General features: G+C 67.0%; 18 protein-coding genes and 7 tRNA genes. 21 read left to right on the top strand and 4 right to left on the bottom strand.

Annotated features, from left to right (window positions below; genetic code table 11):
* A complete protein-coding gene (locus ACZ9GM_RS05440) occupies nucleotides 1-654 on the bottom strand; it encodes a DUF3000 domain-containing protein (protein ID WP_476037365.1) in 654 nt (217 codons plus the stop codon).
* 100 nt (nucleotides 655-754) lie between these two features.
* On the opposite strand from ACZ9GM_RS05440, the gene hemE reads away from it, so the two are divergent.
* The 3 genes from hemE to hemQ are packed head-to-tail and all read left to right on the top strand — an operon-like array spanning nucleotide 755 to nucleotide 4,058.
* The gene (gene hemE, locus ACZ9GM_RS05435; RefSeq protein ID WP_476037364.1) at nucleotides 755-1,900 is read left to right on the top strand and encodes a uroporphyrinogen decarboxylase; all 1,146 of its coding nucleotides are present in this window, start codon (nucleotides 755-757) and stop codon (nucleotides 1,898-1,900) included.
* A 29-nt stretch (nucleotides 1,901-1,929) separates the two neighbouring features.
* Nucleotides 1,930-3,327 carry a protoporphyrinogen oxidase gene (hemG, locus tag ACZ9GM_RS05430; protein WP_291474627.1) on the top strand — a complete coding sequence of 466 codons (1,398 nt, stop codon included), beginning with the start codon at nucleotides 1,930-1,932 and terminating at the stop codon, nucleotides 3,325-3,327.
* Nucleotides 3,328-3,338: 11 nt separating this feature from the next.
* A complete protein-coding gene (gene hemQ / locus ACZ9GM_RS05425) occupies nucleotides 3,339-4,058 on the top strand; it encodes a hydrogen peroxide-dependent heme synthase (protein ID WP_291474604.1) in 720 nt (239 codons plus the stop codon).
* A 25-nt stretch (nucleotides 4,059-4,083) separates the two neighbouring features.
* On the opposite strand, the gene msrB is transcribed toward hemQ, so the two are convergent.
* The 3 genes from msrB to ACZ9GM_RS05410 all read right to left on the bottom strand — a co-directional run bounded on the left by msrB (nucleotide 4,084) and on the right by ACZ9GM_RS05410 (nucleotide 6,171).
* Nucleotides 4,084-4,515: a peptide-methionine (R)-S-oxide reductase MsrB gene (gene msrB, locus ACZ9GM_RS05420; RefSeq protein WP_476037363.1), complete on the bottom strand. Its 432-nt coding sequence runs from the start codon at nucleotides 4,513-4,515 to the stop codon at nucleotides 4,084-4,086.
* Nucleotides 4,512-5,936, bottom strand: a complete 1,425-nt coding sequence (locus ACZ9GM_RS05415; protein ID WP_291474602.1) for a glycosyltransferase family 87 protein — start codon at nucleotides 5,934-5,936, stop codon at nucleotides 4,512-4,514. Before ACZ9GM_RS05415 ends, msrB begins: the two co-directional genes overlap by 4 nt.
* 163 nt (nucleotides 5,937-6,099) lie before the next feature.
* A tRNA-Val gene (locus tag ACZ9GM_RS05410) sits at nucleotides 6,100-6,171 on the bottom strand.
* 308 nt (nucleotides 6,172-6,479) lie between these two features.
* Here ACZ9GM_RS05410 and ACZ9GM_RS05405 point away from each other — a divergent pair.
* The 18 genes from ACZ9GM_RS05405 to pdxT all read left to right on the top strand — a co-directional run bounded on the left by ACZ9GM_RS05405 (nucleotide 6,480) and on the right by pdxT (nucleotide 18,508).
* Nucleotides 6,480-6,552 (top strand) — tRNA-Gly (locus ACZ9GM_RS05405).
* A gap of 71 nt (nucleotides 6,553-6,623) precedes the next feature.
* Nucleotides 6,624-6,695, top strand: a tRNA-Cys gene (locus tag ACZ9GM_RS05400).
* A gap of 7 nt (nucleotides 6,696-6,702) precedes the next feature.
* Nucleotides 6,703-6,774 (top strand) — tRNA-Val (locus tag ACZ9GM_RS05395).
* Nucleotides 6,775-6,812: 38 nt separating this feature from the next.
* Nucleotides 6,813-6,888: transfer RNA gene (locus ACZ9GM_RS05390), tRNA-Gly, on the top strand.
* 50 nt (nucleotides 6,889-6,938) lie between these two features.
* Nucleotides 6,939-7,010, top strand: a tRNA-Val gene (locus tag ACZ9GM_RS05385).
* Between the two features lie 38 nt (nucleotides 7,011-7,048).
* Nucleotides 7,049-7,124 (top strand) — tRNA-Gly (locus ACZ9GM_RS05380).
* A 435-nt stretch (nucleotides 7,125-7,559) separates the two neighbouring features.
* A complete protein-coding gene (locus ACZ9GM_RS05375; protein WP_291474601.1) occupies nucleotides 7,560-8,126 on the top strand; it encodes a copper resistance CopC family protein in 567 nt (188 codons plus the stop codon).
* Nucleotides 8,127-8,144: 18 nt separating this feature from the next.
* Complete coding sequence (locus ACZ9GM_RS05370) at nucleotides 8,145-8,711, top strand: copper chaperone PCu(A)C (protein WP_476037362.1); 567 nt, start codon at nucleotides 8,145-8,147, stop codon at nucleotides 8,709-8,711.
* A gap of 16 nt (nucleotides 8,712-8,727) precedes the next feature.
* Entirely contained in the window at nucleotides 8,728-9,975 is a 1,248-nt protein-coding gene (locus tag ACZ9GM_RS05365) for a Dyp-type peroxidase (RefSeq protein ID WP_291474599.1), read from the top strand.
* 189 nt (nucleotides 9,976-10,164) lie between these two features.
* Nucleotides 10,165-12,153: a threonine--tRNA ligase gene (thrS, locus tag ACZ9GM_RS05360; protein ID WP_291474626.1), complete on the top strand. Its 1,989-nt coding sequence runs from the start codon at nucleotides 10,165-10,167 to the stop codon at nucleotides 12,151-12,153.
* A gap of 16 nt (nucleotides 12,154-12,169) precedes the next feature.
* Nucleotides 12,170-12,721, top strand: coding sequence for an HIT family protein (locus ACZ9GM_RS05355; protein ID WP_291474598.1), 552 nt, complete (start codon nucleotides 12,170-12,172; stop codon nucleotides 12,719-12,721).
* The gene (gene pgsA / locus ACZ9GM_RS05350; RefSeq protein ID WP_291474597.1) at nucleotides 12,721-13,395 is read left to right on the top strand and encodes a phosphatidylinositol phosphate synthase; all 675 of its coding nucleotides are present in this window, start codon (nucleotides 12,721-12,723) and stop codon (nucleotides 13,393-13,395) included. The genes ACZ9GM_RS05355 and pgsA overlap by 1 nt, the downstream gene beginning before the upstream one ends.
* A gap of 26 nt (nucleotides 13,396-13,421) precedes the next feature.
* On the top strand, nucleotides 13,422-14,351 hold the full coding sequence (locus ACZ9GM_RS05345) for a phosphatidylinositol mannoside acyltransferase (protein ID WP_291474596.1): 930 nt from the start codon (nucleotides 13,422-13,424) through the stop codon (nucleotides 14,349-14,351).
* A gap of 5 nt (nucleotides 14,352-14,356) precedes the next feature.
* A complete protein-coding gene (locus ACZ9GM_RS05340; RefSeq protein WP_291474595.1) occupies nucleotides 14,357-15,523 on the top strand; it encodes a glycosyltransferase family 4 protein in 1,167 nt (388 codons plus the stop codon).
* Nucleotides 15,520-15,996 (top strand): hypothetical protein, encoded by a 477-nt coding sequence (locus ACZ9GM_RS05335; RefSeq protein WP_291474594.1) that lies wholly within the window; start codon nucleotides 15,520-15,522, stop codon nucleotides 15,994-15,996. The genes ACZ9GM_RS05340 and ACZ9GM_RS05335 overlap by 4 nt, the downstream gene beginning before the upstream one ends.
* Nucleotides 15,997-16,076: 80 nt before the next feature.
* Nucleotides 16,077-16,973 (top strand): pyridoxal 5'-phosphate synthase lyase subunit PdxS, encoded by an 897-nt coding sequence (gene pdxS, locus ACZ9GM_RS05330; protein WP_291474593.1) that lies wholly within the window; start codon nucleotides 16,077-16,079, stop codon nucleotides 16,971-16,973.
* 3 nt (nucleotides 16,974-16,976) lie between these two features.
* Nucleotides 16,977-17,879, top strand: coding sequence for an acyl-CoA thioesterase (locus tag ACZ9GM_RS05325; RefSeq protein WP_291474592.1), 903 nt, complete (start codon nucleotides 16,977-16,979; stop codon nucleotides 17,877-17,879).
* Nucleotides 17,876-18,508, top strand: a complete 633-nt coding sequence (pdxT, locus tag ACZ9GM_RS05320; protein WP_291474591.1) for a pyridoxal 5'-phosphate synthase glutaminase subunit PdxT — start codon at nucleotides 17,876-17,878, stop codon at nucleotides 18,506-18,508. The genes ACZ9GM_RS05325 and pdxT overlap by 4 nt, the downstream gene beginning before the upstream one ends.
* Nucleotides 18,509-18,534: the final 26 nt, after the last annotated feature.

Genomic DNA, 18,534 nt, shown 5'->3' with positions numbered 1-18,534 from the left:
TCAGTGTCCACCCCGGGAAGGCAGCGCCGCCACTCCGGCAGGCGGAAGCCCCGCGACCGATGCCAGGACCTCGGAGAACGCCGCCACATGTCCGGACAGGTCAGTCCCCGTCGCACTCCAGGACGCCCGCATCTCCAGCTGATGCGCCCGTGGCGGACCTCCGATGTCCCCGTGACGCACCGAGGTCGTCGACGTCACCGTTCCCCCCAGATCCTTGTAGCCCACCCCCGGGCCGGACAGCTGGCCGTCCAGACCGTCGGTCAGCCACTCCCACGCGACCTCCGGCAGCAGCGGGTCCCCGACCGTCGCCGCATCCATGTCCGCCTGGATGTAGGCCACCAGACGCATCAGGCCGGGGCCCTCGTCACCGGCCGGGTCATGCAGCAGGATCAGGCGGCCGAAGGCGTCCCCGTCCCCGTCGCCGACCCAGCCGTCGACCTCCTGGGTCGCGGTGATCCGGTCGACCTCCAGGCCGACGGCGTGGCTGTACGGTGCCAGCCGTTGAGGCGCCCGGATGTCCGTCAGCGATATCCCCGCCCGGAGATCGGCGGCGGCCATCGACTCCACGGCCTCCCGGAAGCTCACGGGGGCGTCGGTGGAGGGGGTGTCAGTGGTGACGGTGTCTGCTGAACTGTCTGGACTCACAACCGGCACACTATCGTTGCAGGTCGTCAAACAGGGGTAGGCGCGCCGAACCCCCCGGAGTCGGTGACGGGTACACCCGCGCCGCCGTCCGGGGGCATAATCGGACACTGTGACTCTGCCGACTTCAGCCAGCCCTGACGCGAACCCGACCGACGCCGGCCTCGCCGCCGCTGCTGCCGCACGCCGTGCCGCACCGGACGCTCCCTTCCTCGTCACCGCCGCCGGAGGCACCCCCTCCCGGCGGCCGGTGTGGATGATGCGGCAGGCAGGACGCTCACTGCCCGAGTACCGCGCACTGCGGGACGGGGTGGAGATGCTCGACTCCTGCTTCCGTCCCGACCTGCTCTCCGAGATCACCCTGCAGCCGGTCCGCCGCCATGACGCCGATGCCGCGATCCTCTTCTCCGACATCGTCGTCCCGCTCAAGGCCGCCGGCGTCGCCGTCGACATCGTCCCCGGCCGTGGCCCGGTGCTCGAGCATCCGGTCCGCACCCCGGCGGACATCGCCGCGCTGCCCACCGTGGAACCCGGTCAGCTGGAGTCGGTGGTCGAGGGCATCGGGGGAGTGCTCGACGAACTACGGGACGACCAGGTGCTCATCGGTTTCACCGGCGCCCCGTTCACACTGGCGTCCTACCTCATCGAGGGCGGCCCCTCGAAGAACCACGGCATCACCAAGTCCCTGATGTACTCGGAACCGCGGATGTGGCATGCGTTGATGGAGAAGCTGACCCCCACGGTCATCACCTTCCTGCGCACCCAGCTCGAGGCCGGCATCGACGCCCTCCAGCTCTTCGACTCCTGGGCCGGGTTCCTCTCCCTGAAGGACTACCGGGAGTTCGTCGCCCCGTACTCGCGGCGCATCTTCGACGCCGTGCGACCCTACGGTGTGCCGATGATCCACTTCGGGGTCAACACCGCCGAACTGCTCGGCGAGATGGCGGCCGTCGGCCCGGACATCATCGGTGTCGACTGGAAGACCCCGCTGGACGTCGCCGCCGCCCGGGTCACCGCAGATCTGCGTGACCGTGGCCTGGACGCCCCGCGGGCGATCCAGGGCAACCTGGACCCGGCCGTGCTGCTCGCCGGCCCCGAGGTCATCGCCGACCACGTCCGCCGGATCTGTGGCGAGGCAGACGCCGCCGTCGCGGCAGGCGATACGACCGGGCACATCTTCAACCTGGGCCATGGCGTCCTGCCGGAGACCGACCCGGACGCCATCACCCGGGCCTTCGCGGAGGTGCATGCACTGTGACGTCCCCGTCGACTGCACCGACCGTCGCCGTGATCGGGGGCGGTGTCTCCGGTCTGAGCGCCGCCCGTACCCTGCGTCGGCAGCTCGGGGCGGATGCCCACATTCTGGTCCTCGAGGCCTATGACCGGCTCGGTGGCAAACTCAAGACCGTGGACTTCGCCGATGGTCCGGTCGACATGGGTGCCGAGGCCTTCCTCACCCGCCGGACCGGACTCGCCGCCCTCGTCGACGAACTCGGCCTCGCCGACGAACTGCGCGTCCCCTCGGGGCTGCGCAGCTGTTTCTACGTCGACGGTCAGATGGTCGATGCCCCGGCCCGCACCATCATGGGGATCCCCGCCCGGGGCACCGATGTCGCCGACATCGTCTCCGCGGCGACCGCCGCCCGGATAGACGCCGAGGCAACCGCTGAGCCGGTCAGGTGGAGCGTCGGTGACGATGTCAACGTCGGCGCACTCGTGCGTTCCCGCTACGGGGAGGACGCCGTGGCCCGGCTCGTCTCACCGATGCTCGGTGGCGTCTACTCCGCCTCCGCCGACGCCCTCGGACTGCGCGCCACCGTCCCCGCCCTCGCTGCCGTCTTCGACGACCAGGCGTCCGCCGGGGAACCGGTGCGGCTGTCCACCGCGGTAGCCCGACTGCTGGCTGAGCGGGAGGACGCCGCGCGCGCCCTCGCCGGCACGGGTGAGAAGCCCGCACCGGTGTTCAACAGTTTCGTCCACGGCTACCGAGCACTGATCCGCGCCCTGGCCGAGGACGCCGACGCAGATATCCGGCTCAACACCCAGGTCGAGTCGGTGAGCCGGTGGCGCGGCCGGTTCTGGCTGGAGCCCGTCGGGGAAGTCGACGCCGTTGTCGTCGCCACCCCGGCCCCCACGGCCGCCGTCCTGCTGGGTGACGTCGCCCCGGAAGCCGGCACCCTGCTCGGCGGTATCGACCTGGCGAGCTCGGTGGTCGTGGGCATGCGTTTCGACACCGACGACGGACTGCCGCAGAACAGCGGTGTCCTGCTGGGGACGGACGCCCCGGGCGTCCACGCCAAGGCGTTCACCTTCTCCTCCCGGAAGTGGCCGCATCTGGCCGACCGGGGCGGGGCATTCGTACGGGCGAGTTTCGGCACCCTGGCGGACGCCAGCCTCGTCGACGCCGACGACCGGACCCTGATCGGCTACGCCGTGGAGGACCTCGCCACCGTCACCGGGTTCACCGCCCGGCCGGTGGAGACCTTCGTCCAGCGCTGGTGGGGCGGGCTACCCAGCTACGGCGAAGGCCACCTCGACCGGATCAGCGCGGTGCGCGAGGTCCTGGCCGGCAGTCCCAGGGTGGCGCTGGCCGGATCGGTACTGCAGGGCGTGGGTGTGCCCGCCTGCGCCGATTCCGGACGCGACGCCGCGCTCAAGATCATCGACGACCTTTCACATTCCTGACCAGGAGAGACATGTCCAAGCTGAATTTCAAGGCCCTCAACGAGAAGCTGCAGTACACCATGTGGTCCGTGTTCACGGTCCGCAAGGGTGAACTGCCCGTCGACGACGCCGCCCGTGCCGGGCTCGCCACGGAGTTCGCCGAGTTCCTGGCGTCCTACGACGACGAGGAACTCACCGTCCGTGGTGTCTACGACCTCACCGGCCAGCGTGCCGAGGCCGACCTGATGATCTGGTGGCACGCCGAGAAGTTCGATGACCTGCAGCGCGCCTACCGTCGGTTCCTCAAGGAGACCCGTCTCGGCCAGGTCTGTGACGGGTACTGGTCGAACTCCGCCCTGCACCGCCCGGCGGAGTTCAACAAATCCCATCTGCCGTCGTTCATCATGGGGGAGGAGCCGGGCGACTGGATCGCCGTGTACCCCTTCGTGCGGTCCTACGAGTGGTATCTGCTGCCCGACAAGGAACGGCGCACCATCCTCGCCGAGCACGGTATGGCGGCCCGTGGGTACGACGAGGTCCGGGCGAACACCGTCCCCGCCTTCGCGCTCGGTGACTACGAGTGGATCCTCGCCTTCGAGTCGCCCACCCTCGACCGCATCGTGGACCTGATGTACCAGATGCGCTACACCGAGGCCCGCCGCCACGTCCGCGAGGAGATCCCCTTCTTCACCGGACGCCGTGTCAACGGTGACGGGGAGGACCTCGCCACCTTCATCGCCGAGCTCCCCTGAGCCCGGCAACCGGGAATCCCCGGGGCTACTTCTCCCGGAGCTCCAGCGCGAGCCCGTTGATGCAGTAGCGCAGGTCGGTGGGGGTCTCGTACCCCTCACCGGCGAACACATGGCCGAGGTGCCCGCCACAGGTGGCGCAGAGCACCTCGGTCCTTCTCATGCCCAGGGTGTCGTCCACCTTCTCGATGACGGCGTCGGAGTCCGCCGGGTCGAAGAAGGACGGCCAGCCGCAGTGGGAGTGGAACTTCTCCGTGGAGCGGAACAGCTCCGTGCCGCAGCCGCGGCAGACGTAGACACCCTCGGTTTCGGCGTCCGTGTACTCGTGGCTGTAGGGCCTCTCCGTGGCCGCATGACGCAGCACCTGGTAGGAGTGCGGCTCCAGCCGTTGACGCCACTGCTCGTCGGTCAGGGCGGAGAAGTCCGTGAACTCCTGGTCGGACAGGTTGAAATCACTCATCGGCGGTGCCTCGCAGTCTGATCGGTGGTCTGTTCGGTACCAGGTGTAGCACTGTCGACCGCTGTCTTGTTCCCGGCGTCCTCCCCGCGGGAGAACAGATCGTGCACCAGGGTGCCGGCGCTGACCGGTTCACCGGCCTTCCGGCGGGCGACCAGCCAGCCGGTGACGGTGATCGCGGAGGCAGCGACAATGATGCTCCAGCCCACGGTCCCGTAGGTGTAGTCCAGGATCTCGCCGAGTTTCGGCCACCGGTCGGACTTCCAGGAGTCCCAGGTCAGGCAGCAGTAGACGCCGAACCAGATCAGTGCGCTGTGCATCACCGACCGGCGGCAGAGCACCGTGAAAATCATCGGTACCAGCAGCATGGAGTAGTACATCTGGCCCAGTGAGCTGACGAGGAAGACACCGGCCAGGAGAACCGCGGTCGAGGTCGCAGCCCACATGAACGGGTCGGAGTTGCGCCACCACAGCAGTCCGAGGACCGCCACAGCGACGCACAGGGTGGCCAGGATCTGACAGACCAGGACCAGCGCTCCGGGCCACCCGTAGTGGGCACCGACGCCGGCGATCGCCGAGTTCGCGTAGTCACGTACCTCGCCGAGGTAGGGGAGCAGGGTGTCGACGTAGGTGTCGGTGTCCGGCACCAGGAGCCATCCGATACCGGTGAAGACCACCGGGACGATGATGCCGGAAACCAGGATGCTCCACTGACGACGCACCAGCGGCAGGAACAGCAGGACGATGAACTGCGGCTTCACGGTGACCGCCAGTCCGAGCACGACGCCCGCGATGATGCCGGCCCAGGGGATCCCTGGGGCACGGGGGGCGGTGCCTGAGCTGTCGCCGCGTCCCCGCAGGATGTTCCAGGACGCCTGACCGCGGTCGACGAGCAGCAGCCAGAGGTACACGACCTCGAGAAGGAAGAGGACACCGTTGATGTTGGAGAACAGCAGGGTGTTCGTCACGGACTCCGTGGCGAAGACAAGGAAGACCGCGACGGGAAGGACAGGGCCGGTGAGGCGGCGTCCGACGAGAAGGGTGAGCAGTGCCAGGGCAAGGAAGATGCACGCCGCGTCCGCCAGGATGAGCAGATTGCGTCCCATGCTCTGGGAGAGCATGCCCAACGGGCTGAGCAGGAATGTGCCACCGGGGGAGTACAGGTAGTGGGGGTCGTCGCTGGCGTGGTAGTCCTCGACGTAGACCGCCGTACCGTTGACGAACCGGTTCAGTGCCGACCAGACGGTGGTGAAGTCGTCGGTCGGATGGTCGTTGCGTGGCGAAATGACGATCCGGTGGATGAGCGTCATGATCGCCAGCGGCCAGGCGGCGCAGGTGAGGATCCGGGATGCTCTACCGGCGCTGAAGGGGGCAGGGTGAGCGGCAGTGGGCCCTGCGGAAGGTGTCGTCGTCGAGGCAGTCACGTTGTGAATGTTATCGGGGTATCACCCGGGGGACGTCATCCCGGTCGACTTCGTCGGTTTCACCTGGAAACGGGGGTGGACGTTGGGTGTGTCGTCGGCACGTCGAGGTGCGGTTACAGAGGAAAACGCCGCTGCCGGTGAGCCGGCGACGGCGTCTGAACTGTAGTCCCAACTGGGTTCGAACCAGCGACCTTTCCGGTGTGAACGGAACGCTCTTCCACTGAGCTATGGGACTCTCGGGAACGGCAGTAAATCTAGCACCTCACCTACCGGTCTGCGCAAACCGCCATGTCACGGCGGGAGTTGACGCACCGGATCCGGAGGAAGGACAGGAAGGACAGGAAGTGCGCAGTGTTCCTTATATCCGTCGTGCGCGGGTGATGTCCGGGACCGGTGGAGCGGTACCGGCCCAAATGACATCCCTGTGATCCTCCATCGCCCCGTGACCGGTGGATTCGTGACGTAAGGATTCTCCTACCTGCATGTTTGTGACGGATGCAAGGAACCGCTATAGTTCATTCCCGCACCGCACAGACGGTGCATGCGGATGTAGCGCAGTTGGTAGCGCATAACCTTGCCAAGGTTAGGGTCGCGAGTTCGAGTCTCGTCATCCGCTCAGGAACACTGATTTTCCCTTCCGGTCTCCGGCAAGGTAGGGTCGGTGTCCGAACGAGGCGGCGACGCCACGGTGGAATGGCTGAGTGGCTTAGGCAACGGTCTGCAAAACCGTGTACACGGGTTCGATTCCCGTTTCCACCTCACGCCCGCGCGTTTAGCTCAGCGGGAGAGCGCTTCCCTGACACGGAAGAGGTCACTGGTTCGATCCCAGTATCGCGCACGAACAGGTCTTCACGGATCTGGTCATGAAGTTAGTTTGCGGATGTAGCGCAGTTGGTAGCGCATAACCTTGCCAAGGTTAGGGTCGCGAGTTCGAGTCTCGTCATCCGCTCCACTCTCTGCCGTCGGGGAAACCCGGTGGATGTGAGAGCCCTGTTTCACACCGCGCGTTTAGCTCAGCGGGAGAGCGCTTCCCTGACACGGAAGAGGTCACTGGTTCGATCCCAGTATCGCGCACGAACAGGTCTTCACGGATCTGGTCATGAAGTTAGTTTGCGGATGTAGCGCAGTTGGTAGCGCATAACCTTGCCAAGGTTAGGGTCGCGAGTTCGAGTCTCGTCATCCGCTCCATCAGGACAGGGAGCCCCGTACCCAGGTACGGGGCTCTCGTCATGCTGTGGTTCCGTTGTCTGAGGCTCCACTCCGGGGGTACTGCGGCACGGGGCAGTACATCTGCGTCAGGCACGGATCGTCGGTTCTGTGGCACAGGATTGCCGATCCGTGCCTGACGCAGATCTGAAGCCCCGGGATCCGGGTCCAGGCGACGTGGCGGCAGGGGTGTGTGCCGTCGCTCGCATCCGGGGGTGGGGTAGTCGAGGTGCTGTCGGTTCCGTGTCCGGTGTCCCCGCAGGTAGGCTGATCGGCGAATGCTGGATATCAGTTCTGTTTTTACCCCTGTACTCCGGTTGGAAAGGGCTGCGTGGAACTTCCCGCCCGTATGCTCCGACTAATGGAGCGGGCCGGTACCGACACCTGGAGTTCGGCCAGTTCCGACGAAAGGACATCATGACCCGTTTTCCCCGCCTGGCGGCCGCCCCCGCGCTCGTCGGCGCGCTGATCCTGGCCCCCGCTGTCGCCGGTGCAGGCTTCCTGCCTGCCGCCGTCGCCCATGATGCCGTGGTCGGTTCCACGCCGGAGGACGGAGCGGTCCTGGATACCGCACCGGATCGGATTGAACTGGAGTTCTCCGCGAATCCCCAGGACACCTTCAACACCATCGCCCTGTCCCGCGATGGTGAGGTCCTGGTGACCGAGACGCCCGAGATCGACGGCAACGTCCTCTCCGTGGACATTCCGGATGACGTCGACCTGACCGACGGTGAGTACACCGTAGGCTTCCGGATCACCTCCTCCGACGGGCACCCCACCGAAGGCAGCTACACCTTCACCGTGGACCCGGGTTCCGGGGCCACGCAGGACGCCACCGCGGGCGATGACGGGTCGGGCACGGACGACAGTGACGACGACGGAATCCCCGGCTGGGCTAGGCCTGTCCTCGCTATCGCCGGTGTCCTCGTGCTCGCCGGCGTCCTCGTGATGCTCATCGCCCGACTGCGCTCCACAGACAAGTAGAACAGAAGGAACTGAACAGTGAAGACCCGCAATGTCGCCACCACCGTGCTGCGTCGGATAGGAGCTCTGGGCGCCGCAACCGCCCTCGCCGTCACCCTTGTTGCCTGTGGCGACGATGACGACACCTCGATGGAGACCACCGCAACCTCAGCTCTCGAGTCCTCCGCCGAAGGCCTGACCTTCACCGACGGCTACGTCGGCGCCAAGTCCGCCGACACCGCGATGACCGCGGTGTTCGGGGTACTGACCAACACGACCGACGAGGACATCCACCTCACTGAAGTCACCGGCGATCTGACGGGGGAGTACCAGTACCACGAGGTCGTCGACGGCGTCATGCGGGAGACCGCGGACGGGATCACCGTGCCGGCCGGCGACTCGTTGACCCTGGAACCCGGCGGGCACCACATCATGATCATGGACAGTCCCGACGAGATCGCCGCCGGTGATGAGCTCAGCCTCACGCTCACCGACGACAACGGCACCATCTATGAGCTGAACGGCATCCCGGTCCGGGTCCAGCAGTCCTCCCACGAGGACTACGGCACCGACGGGGACGCCGACAGCGACCACGACATGCACTGACCGGCCCTGAACCACCATGGAAACGAACTTCCGCGTGACCCGACGGGGTTTCCTCGCCGGCCTCGGACTTGTCTCGGCCACCGCCGCGGTCGGCGCCACCACAGCCTGTGCCGGGGACAGTGACCCGGATCCGGTGTCGAACACCGACACCACCGTCCCCTTTGACGGCCCGCACCAGGCCGGCATCGCCACCCCGCTGCAGCGGCACAACACCACCGTCGCCTTCACCCTGCGCGACGGGGTGGACGCCACCGGTATCCGCCGTCTGTTGCGTATCTGGACCGGGGATGCCCGTCGCCTCACCCAGGGCGAGCCGGTGCTCGCCGACCTTGAACCGGAGCTGGCGTCCGACCCCGGACGCCTCACCGTCACCTGTGGTTTCGGCCGGGGACTGTTCGAGAAGGCCCGGTTGACGGACAAGTCACCGGACTGGTTGGAGCCGCTGCCCGGATTCGCCGGAGACCGGCTCGAGGCCCGGTGGGGCGACCGTGACCTCGTGCTCCAGATCTGCGGTGAAGACCGCACCACCGTCTCCCACGCCCTCCGCGTCCTCGTGCGTGGCGGGGCGGACTACGCGCGTCCCTCCTGGACGCAGACCGGGTTTCTCGATATCCCACAGGACGCCGACGGAACGCCGGGAACACCGCGCAACCTCTTCGGGTTCAAGGACGGCACCGTCAATCCGCGTACCGACGCCGAGTTCGACGACCAGGTGTGGATCAGCGGGGAGGCGGCCACCCACCCGTCCCAGATCGGCGGCACCTGCATGATCATCCGTCGGATCGCCTTCGACATGCCGCTGTGGGAGTCCGCCGACCGGCCGACCCGTGAGGTCTCGATGGGCCGCACCATCGTCGAGGGCAACCCGCTGTCCGGTGAGAAGGAGCATGATGACCCGGACACCGCCGCCGTCGGCGCCGACGGACTGCCGGTGATCGACCGGAACGCACATATCGCCCTGGCCGGCGTCCACGACGGGGACACCCGGCAGCGGATGCTGCGTCGGGCGTACAACTACGATCTGCCGGTCACCCCGTCGTCCGCCGACGCACTGGTGGACGCAGACCCTGTCGCGTTGTCGGACACCGGCCTGATCTTCATATGCTTCCAGCCGGACCCGCGGACCTCCTTTATCCCGGTGCAGCGGCGGCTCGCGGCCGGTGACCGGCTCAACGAGTGGATCACCCATGTCGGGTCCGCGGTCTTCCTCGTTCCGGCGGGCACCACGGAGGAGGAGTACTGGGGCGAGGCGCTGCTGGGTTGACCCGCCGGGTAAAGTGGTCCGGGAATTATGACTGTCACCAGGTATGTGACCGTCTTCGCCTGTTGTGTAAGGAGCACACCACCCGTGAGTGAATCAGCGTTGGACGCCGGTAACGGAATCGGAAACCCGGAGGTGACCGTCGAGACGGTGACCTTCACCGTGCCTGCCGGTGAGTCGGCCGGTGCCGCGATGCGTCCGCTGGAACTGCCGAACAAGGGCCCGGAGGCCGTCGTCTGCGTGAAGGACGCCGAGGGTAACCTCCGCGACCTGTCTTTCACTCCGGAGACCGACACCGAGGTCACCGCGGTTGCGGCGAACACCGACGAGGGTCGCGGTGTCATCCGGCACTCCTGTGCCCACGTTCTCGCCCAGGCCGTGCAGAAGGAGTTCCCGGGCACGAAGCTGGGCATCGGCCCCGCCATCGAGAACGGCTTCTACTACGACTTCGAGCCCGCCGAGCCCTTCACCCCGGAGGACCTCAGGAAGCTCGAGAAGTCGATGAAGAAGATCATCAAGTCCGGCCAGAAGTTCGAGCGCAAGGCCTATGACTCGGTGGAGGACGCCCGCCTGGAGTACCTCCAGGAGCCGTTCAAGCTGGAACTCGTCGACGACAAGTCCCGCGGAGACATCCCCGAGGGCGACGCCTCCGTCGAGGTCGGTGAAGGCGAGCTCACCGCCTACTCCAACGTGAACCCGCGTACCGGCGAGGTCGAATGGTACGACCTGTGCCGTGGCCCGCACGTGCCCACCACCCGTTACATCCCGGCCTTCGCCCTGACCCGTACTTCCGCCGCCTACTGGCGCGGTGACCAGTCCAAGGCCGGCCTGCAGCGCATCTACGGCACCGCCTGGGAGTCCAAGGAGTCGCTCGACGAGTACCAGACCATGCTCGCCGAGGCGGAGAAGCGCGACCACCGGCGTCTCGGCCAGGAACTCGACCTGTTCAGCTTCCCCGACGAGATCGGGTCCGGCTTCCCGGTCTTCCACCCGGACGGTGCGACCGTCCGCCTGGAGATGGAGGAGCACTCCCGCCGCCGCCACATCGCCTCGGGTTACTCCTTCGTCAACACGCCGCACATCACCAAGGGCGACCTGTTCAAGAAGTCCGGTCACCTCGACTGGTACGCCGACGGCATGTTCCCGGCCATGAAGCTCGATGAAGAGCGCGATGCCGACGGGAACATCACCAAGCAGGCCGTCGACTACTACGCCAAGCCGATGAACTGCCCGATGCACAACCTGATCTTCGCCTCCCGAGGCCGGTCCTACCGTGAACTGCCGCTGCGGCTGTTCGAGTTCGGCACCGTCTACCGCTACGAGAAGTCCGGTGTGGTCCACGGTCTGACCCGCGCCCGTGGCTTCACGCAGGACGACGCTCACATCTACTGCACCGAAGACCAGCTCGAGACCGAGCTGACCACCGTGCTGGAGTTCATCATCTCCCTGCTCAAGGACTACGGCCTCGACGACTTCTACCTGGAACTGTCGACCAAGGACCCGAACAAGTACGTCGGCTCCGACGAGGTCTGGGAGAGGGCCACCGAGACTCTGCGGGCCGTCGCGACGAAGTCCGGTCTCGAGCTCGTCCCGGACCCGGAGGGTGCGGCCTTCTACGGCCCGAAGATCTCCGTGCAGGCCCGCGATGCCATCGGCCGTACCTGGCAGATGTCCACCGTGCAGCTCGACTTCAATCTGCCGGAGCGTTTCGATCTGGAGTACACCGCCAACGACGGCACCAAGCAGCGTCCGGTGATGATCCACCGCGCCCTGTTCGGTTCCATCGAGCGCTTCTTCGGCGTCCTGCTGGAGCACTACGCCGGTGCTTTCCCGGCGTGGCTCGCCCCGCACCAGGTCACCGGCATCCCGGTCGCCGACGAGTTCATCCCCTACCTGGAGCAGGTGACCGCCGAGCTGCGCGGTCACGGTATCCGGGCCGCGGTGGACACCTCCGACGACCGCATGCAGAAGAAGATCCGCAACCACACCACCGGCAAGGTCCCTTTCATGCTGCTGGTCGGTGGCCGCGACGTCGAAGCCGGGGCGGTCAGCTTCCGTTTCCTCGACGGTACCCAGGTCAACGGTGTCCCGAAGGAGGACGCCGTGCGGATCATCACCGAGTGGGTGTCCTCCCGCCGGAACGACCAGCCGTCCGGGGAGAGCGTTGACGCACTCCGATGAGGACGGCCGGGGCACAGTGACCGACACGGGGGCCGGGGTCGATGACCGCCTGGCCAGGCTCTGGGCCCCGTACCGGTCGCTCTACGTCACGAAGACGACGAAGCCGGAGGATCCCTTCAACGATCTTCCGGCCGGCTCCGATGAGGACGGTCTTATCGTGGCGCGCGGGCGCGAGGTCTTCTGCATTCTGAACCTCTACCCGTACAATCCGGGGCACATGATGGTCATCCCGTACCGTCCGGTCGCGTCCTACGAGGACCTGACGGAGACGGAGACCACGGAGTTCTCTGCCTTCACCAAGAAGGCGGTCCGGGTGCTGCGTCGGGTGTCGCACCCGGACGCCGTGAACATCGGCATGAACCTGGGGCGAGCCTCAGGTGGGTCGGTGCCGAACCACCTGCACCAGCACATCGTGCCGCGGTGGACCGGCGACGCGAACTTCATGACGGTGATCGACGGGACGAAAGTCCTGGTCCAGGCACTGTCGCAGACCCGGGAACTGCTGGCGTCTGCATGGCAGGAACTTGACGTGAACGACAGTACCGACGGTACAGAGGAGTCAGAGTAATGCTCAGTGTGCGAGGACGGCGTCCCGCTGCGGTGGTGGTCGAACCCATCGCCCGGCGACTGGTCTCGTGGGGGATCTCGCCGAACACGGTGACGATCACCTCTACAGCGGTGGCCGTCATCCTGTCGGTCGCGCTCATCCCCACCGGCTGGCACTTCCTCGCCGCGGTGCTGCTCGGTGTCGCTGTCGCCAGCGACATGATCGACGGCACGATGGCCCGGATGAAGGGCGGCGGCACGCGCTTCGGCGCCACACTGGACGCCACCTGTGACCGCATCACCGACGGCGTCCTGTTCGGCGCGATGGCCTGGTGGATGGCCTTCCAGGACGATCACGAGCCCTACAAGGGCCTGTTCGCCTGTGCGCTGGTCATCATGGTCGCCAGCCAGGTCACCTCCTACGTCAAGGCGCGCGCCGAGGCATCCGGCATCAAGGTCGACGGCGGACTCATCGAGCGACCGGAGCGTCTCATCATCGGCCTGGTCACCCTGGGGCTCTCCGGTCTCGGCGTGCCCTATATCCTCGGTGCCGGCCTCATCATCCTGGCCATCGGCTCGGTGTACACGGTCATCGAGCGGCTGGTCATCGTCGGTAAGTCGGATCTCGCCCGCGAGACCATCGCCCCGCCCACCGGGGCGAAGGACTTCCCGGACGCCGATCCTGCCGAGAACTAGAAGTAACCGGAAGTAGGAGTACCGAGGTGACCGAGACGTCCTCCCGCCCGTCCCTGTCCGAGCAGCTCAGCTCCCTGGCCTACCGGGCCGGGTGGGCGGTGGTGCGTCGGATCCCCGAGCCGCTCGCGGCCAGGCTCTTCGACACGATCGCCGATCTCGCGTCAGGGCACGGGAAGGGCCCCGAACAGCTGCGCGCCAATCTGGGCAGAGTCGTCGGGGACGCCAATGTCACCCGTGATCTCGTGCGGGACGCCATGCGTTCCTACATGCGCTACTGGAACGAGGCCTTCCGGTTACCGAGTATCGCGGGACCGGACCTCGCCCGCACCCTGGACGCCGGATTCGTCCCGGCGGAGGTTGAGCGACTGTCCGCCGCGATCGACCGCGGTAAGGGTGTCATTCTCACCCTGCCGCACTCCGGAAACTGGGACATGGCGGGGGTGTGGCTGGTCAACACCTTCGGCCAGTTCACCACGGTCGCCGAGCGACTGAAGCCGGAGAGCCTCTTCGAGGCTTTCGTGGAGTTCCGTGAGTCCCTCGGCTTCGAGGTGCTGCCGCTGTCCGGCGGGGAACAGCCGCCCTTCGACCGGCTCCGGGAGGTGCTCGCCTCGGGTGGAATCGTCTGTCTGATGGGGGAGCGCGACCTGTCCGGCAAGGGCGTCGAGGTCGACTTCTTCGGCGAACGTACCAGTATGCCCGCCGGGTCCTGCCGGCTGGCCAAGGACACCGGGGCGGCGGTGATGACCGTCCACTCCTACTTCACCGGCGACGGATGGGGCTTCGTCATCGACGAGGAGATCGACAGCTCGCTGCCGCTCGATGACATGGTTCAGGTCCAGGCAGACCACTTCGAGCGGAACATCGCCGACCATCCGGCGGACTGGCACCTGCTCCAGCCGCTGTGGTTCAGTGATCTCTCCGAGAAGAGGCGACGTCGCCTGGGACTGGAGGACTGAGCGCCGTGAAGATCGGAATGGTCTGCCCCTACTCCTTCGATGAACCCGGTGGCGTGCAGGTGCACGCCATCGAGCTGTGCGAGGAGCTGCAGCGTCGCGGTCACGAGGTCAGTCTCATCGGCCCCGGCAGTGACGCCGCCGATGTCCCCGACTTCGTCGAGCTGGGTAACGGTGTGGTCTCGATCCCCTACAACGGTTCCGTCGCCCGACTGGCCTTCGGCCCGAAGACCTGGCGACATCTGGGCCGTTGGATCCGGGATCATGACTTCGACGTGGTGCACATCCACGAGCCGAACTCGCCGAGCTACTCCATGATCACCCTGGCGAAGGCCACCGGCCCGCTGGTCGCGACCTACCACGCCTCGGCCAGTGAATCGAAGATCCTCCGTGTCTTCCTGCCGGTCCTGCGTCCCTTCCTGGAGAAGATCCACGCCGGTATCGCGGTGTCCGAGGAGGCCCGACGCTGGCAGGTTGAGATGCTCTCCGGTGATCCGGTGCTCATCCCCAACGGCGTCGACACCGGCAGCTACCGCAACGCGGACCCGATGCCGGGCCTGACCGCAGACCGGCCGAGGCTGATGTTCCTCGGTCGTTTCGAGGAGTCCCGTAAGGGTTTCCCGCTGCTGCTCAAGGCACTCCCGGAGATCCTGTCACAGGTCCCTGACCTCGAGGTCGTGGTCGCCGGTGGCGGTGATGTCGCCGAACTGCACCAGATGCTGCGGAGGGCGGGGATCAGCTGGGTCGACGGTCTCGGTTCCCCGGCCGGGGGAGAGCAGGCGTCGGTCCGGATCCTCGGCCGCGTCAGCGAGGAGGACAAGGCGGCCGCGCTGGCGGCATCCGATGTCTACGTGGCACCGAACACCGGCGGTGAGAGCTTCGGCATCGTGCTGGTGGAGGCGATGGCGGCGGGAGCCGCCGTGGTCGCCAGCGACATCCCCGCGTTCGCCGCGGTCACCGACCACGGTCGGGCCGGGCACCTGTTCGCCAACGGGTCCGTGCGGGACCTGGCCCGCGTCGTGGTGGGTCTTCTCACCGACGAAGAGGGACGCCGTGAACTGATCGGACGGGGAACCGCCCGGTCCCGTGAGTTCGACTGGGACACGGTCACGACCCGTGTCGAACAGGTCTACGAGACCGTGGTCACCCCCGGTCGAAAGGTGGTTCCGTCATGATCCCCGGCTGGCTGCTGGTCATCGTCCTGCTCGTCGCCGTGGTGGCTGTGGTGGGTATGTGGCTCTCCGGTATGGCTTCGCGTCTCAACCGGCTGCACATCCGCACCGACTCCGCCCGGTTGAACCTGGAGGGCACCCTGCAGGGACGCGCCGCGGTGATCGGGGTGCTGCGTCCGGACCTGCAGCAGGACGCCGCCCGGGCCGGTGGTGTGGCCCTCCGTGCCGAGGAGATGGGGTCACGGTCGGACGCCGAGAATGCTCTGCTGCGGACACTGACTCCGGAGGAACGCGCGAATCCGGCGTTCATAGAGGCGTCCACCAAGGTCGATCTGGCCGCCCGGTTCTACAACGACGCCGTGGGGGACACCCTCGGCCTGCGGTCGCGTCCGGTGGTGCGGGTGTTCCGTCTGGCTGGGTCGGCACCGTTGCCGGCCTACTACGAGGCGATGTCGGGCGGCGACGGGACGCAGTAGCGGACCCCGGGGGTTCCGGTAACTGTCCTAGGTCATTACACTGTCCTAGGACAGTCACCAACCACCAGTGAGGATCACCGATGAGTGAGAACACCCCGACCACCGGCACCGGGCGCGTCAAGCGCGGCCTGGCAGACATGCTCAAGGGCGGCGTCATCATGGACGTCGTCACCCCGGAGCAGGCCAAGATCGCCGAAGACGCCGGCGCCACCGCCGTCATGGCCCTGGAGCGCGTCCCCGCCGACATCCGCGCGGAGGGCGGCGTCTCCCGCATGTCCGATCCGGACATGATCGAGGGCATCATCGACGCCGTCTCCATTCCGGTAATGGCGAAGGCCCGCATCGGCCACTTCGTCGAGGCCCAGGTCCTGCAGAGCCTCGGCGTCGACTTCATCGACGAGTCCGAGGTCCTCACCCCGGCCGACTACTCCAACCACATCGACAAGTTCAGCTTCACCGTCCCCTTCGTCTGCGGTGCCACCGACCTCGGTGAGGCCCTGCGCCGCATCAACGAGGGCGCGGCGATGATCCGCTCCAAGGGCGAGGCCGGCACCGGTGACGTCTCCAACGCGGTCACTCACATGCGCACCATCCGCGCCGAGATCAACCGGCTGCGTTCCATGGCCCCCGACGAGCTCTACGTCGCGGCCAAGGAACTGCAGGCTCCGTACGAGCTGGTGTGCGAGGTCGCCGGGAACGGTAAGCTCCCTGTGGTGCTGTTCACCGCAGGCGGGATCGCCACTCCGGCGGATGCCGCGATGATGATGCAGCTCGGAGCCGAGGGTGTGTTCGTCGGCTCCGGAATCTTCAAGTCGGGTGACCCGGCCAAGCGTGCCAAGGCCATTGTCCAGGCCACCCTCAACTACGACGACCCGGCAGAGGTCGCCAAGGTCTCCCGCGGCCTCGGCGAGGCCATGGTCGGGATCAACGTCGATGATATCCCGCAGCCGCACCGGCTTGCGGAGAGAGGCTGGTAGACCATGACGTCCACCGAACCGGGACGACGCGACGCACCGACGGCGCGCCGTCCCAGGATCACCGACGTGCTCGATCTCGAGCGCATTGACACGGGGATCTACCGCGGCCAGGTCATTCCCTCCGCCCTGAGCCGTACCTTCGGTGGACAGGTGGCTTCCCAGGCACTGGTCGCCGCGACCCGTACCGTCGGACCCGAGTACCGTGTGCACTCCCTGCACGGCTACTTCGTCGGCCCCGGCGACTCCGACCGGCCGATCATCTTCGTGGTCGACAACGTCAGGGACGGACGGTCTTTCCGCGTCCGCTCGGTCAAGGCCGTCCAGGACGGGCGCACGCTGTTCGTCATGCAGGCCAGCTTCCACATCCGGGACGACTCGGGCCCGGAGCACTCGAACACGATCCGGCAGGTCCCCGCTCCTGAGGAGATCGTCGCTGACCTGTCCCGTACGCGTCCCTCGACCAGGGCTTTCGCCAGTGACTGGGAGGACTGGGACATCCGCATCGTGCCCCCGGACCAGTTCGACCACGACCCGCACGCGGCGTCCCAGCAGGTCGTCTGGTTCCGCTCCAAGCTTGCACTGCCGGACGACGAGACCTTCCACATCTGCACCCTGGCGTACATGTCCGATATGACGCTGCTCGGCTCTGCGTTGGTGCCGCACCCGGGCGAGCCGGTCCAGGAGGCTTCCCTGGACCACGCCATGTGGTTCATGCGGCCGTTCCGCGCCGACGAGTGGCTGCTCTACGACCAGACCTCTCCCTCGGCGCACGGTGGTCGCGCCCTGACCACCGGACGGATCTTCAACCAGCAGGGTGACCTCGTCGCCTCGGTGGTCCAGGAGGGACTCACCCGGACGCTGGCCTCCGGCAAGCAGCCGATCCCGATCAAGGAGGACCGACAGTGACGGCAACCATCGGCGTACTCGCGCTGCAGGGTGGTGTGGCGGAGCACCAGCGCACCCTGGGAAGCCTCGGGGTGGAGACCCGTCTGGTCCGACGTCGGTCCCAGCTCGACGGTCTGGACGGACTGGTGCTGCCCGGCGGTGAGTCCACCACGATGTCCAAGCTCCTGGATCTCGGCGGGATGCTCGACCCGCTGCGCGGTCTGCTCGGCGAGGGGATGCCGGCCTTCGGCACCTGTGCCGGACTGATCATGCTCGGCTCCGAGATCCTCGACACCCGGGCGGACGCCCACTGTCTCGGCGGACTCGACGTCGCCGTGCGACGTAACGCCTTCGGCCGGCAGGTGGATTCTTTCGAGACCGATCTTCAGGTCACCGGCGTCACCGATGCCGCGGACGCCGATCCGGTCCGCGCCGTGTTCATCCGGGCGCCCCGTGTCGAACGCGTCGGGGAGGGTGTGGAGGTCCTCGCCACCGTCGACGACAAGGCCGCGGGCAGCTCCGACGGGGCCGTGGTCGCCGTGCGCCAGGGCAGGGTCCTGGGGATCTCCTTCCACCCGGAGCTCACCGGCGACGACCGGATGCACCGTCTGTTCCTCGAGACAGCGGGGGTCGGCACCGTCAGCGTGTGACCGGTCCCTCCCGGCGTACTCCGGCC

The organism is Corynebacterium sp. UD i78, assembly GCF_056280545.1.
The sequence above is the reverse complement of the archived record's forward strand: the minus strand, read 5'-3'. Positions and strand labels throughout refer to the sequence as shown.

Coding starts and splice junctions, on each gene's coding strand:
- ACZ9GM_RS05325 (WP_291474592.1), top strand. CDS start 16,977: ATGACGTCCACCGAACCGGGACGACGCGACGCACCGACGGCGCGCCGT.
- hemQ (WP_291474604.1), top strand. CDS start 3,339: ATGTCCAAGCTGAATTTCAAGGCCCTCAACGAGAAGCTGCAGTACACC.
- ACZ9GM_RS05365 (WP_291474599.1), top strand. CDS start 8,728: ATGGAAACGAACTTCCGCGTGACCCGACGGGGTTTCCTCGCCGGCCTC.
- thrS (WP_291474626.1), top strand. CDS start 10,165: ATGCGTCCGCTGGAACTGCCGAACAAGGGCCCGGAGGCCGTCGTCTGC.
- pdxS (WP_291474593.1), top strand. CDS start 16,077: ATGAGTGAGAACACCCCGACCACCGGCACCGGGCGCGTCAAGCGCGGC.
- ACZ9GM_RS05375 (WP_291474601.1), top strand. CDS start 7,560: ATGACCCGTTTTCCCCGCCTGGCGGCCGCCCCCGCGCTCGTCGGCGCG.
- ACZ9GM_RS05335 (WP_291474594.1), top strand. CDS start 15,520: ATGATCCCCGGCTGGCTGCTGGTCATCGTCCTGCTCGTCGCCGTGGTG.
- msrB (WP_476037363.1), bottom strand. CDS start 4,515: ATGAGTGATTTCAACCTGTCCGACCAGGAGTTCACGGACTTCTCCGCC.
- pgsA (WP_291474597.1), top strand. CDS start 12,721: ATGCTCAGTGTGCGAGGACGGCGTCCCGCTGCGGTGGTGGTCGAACCC.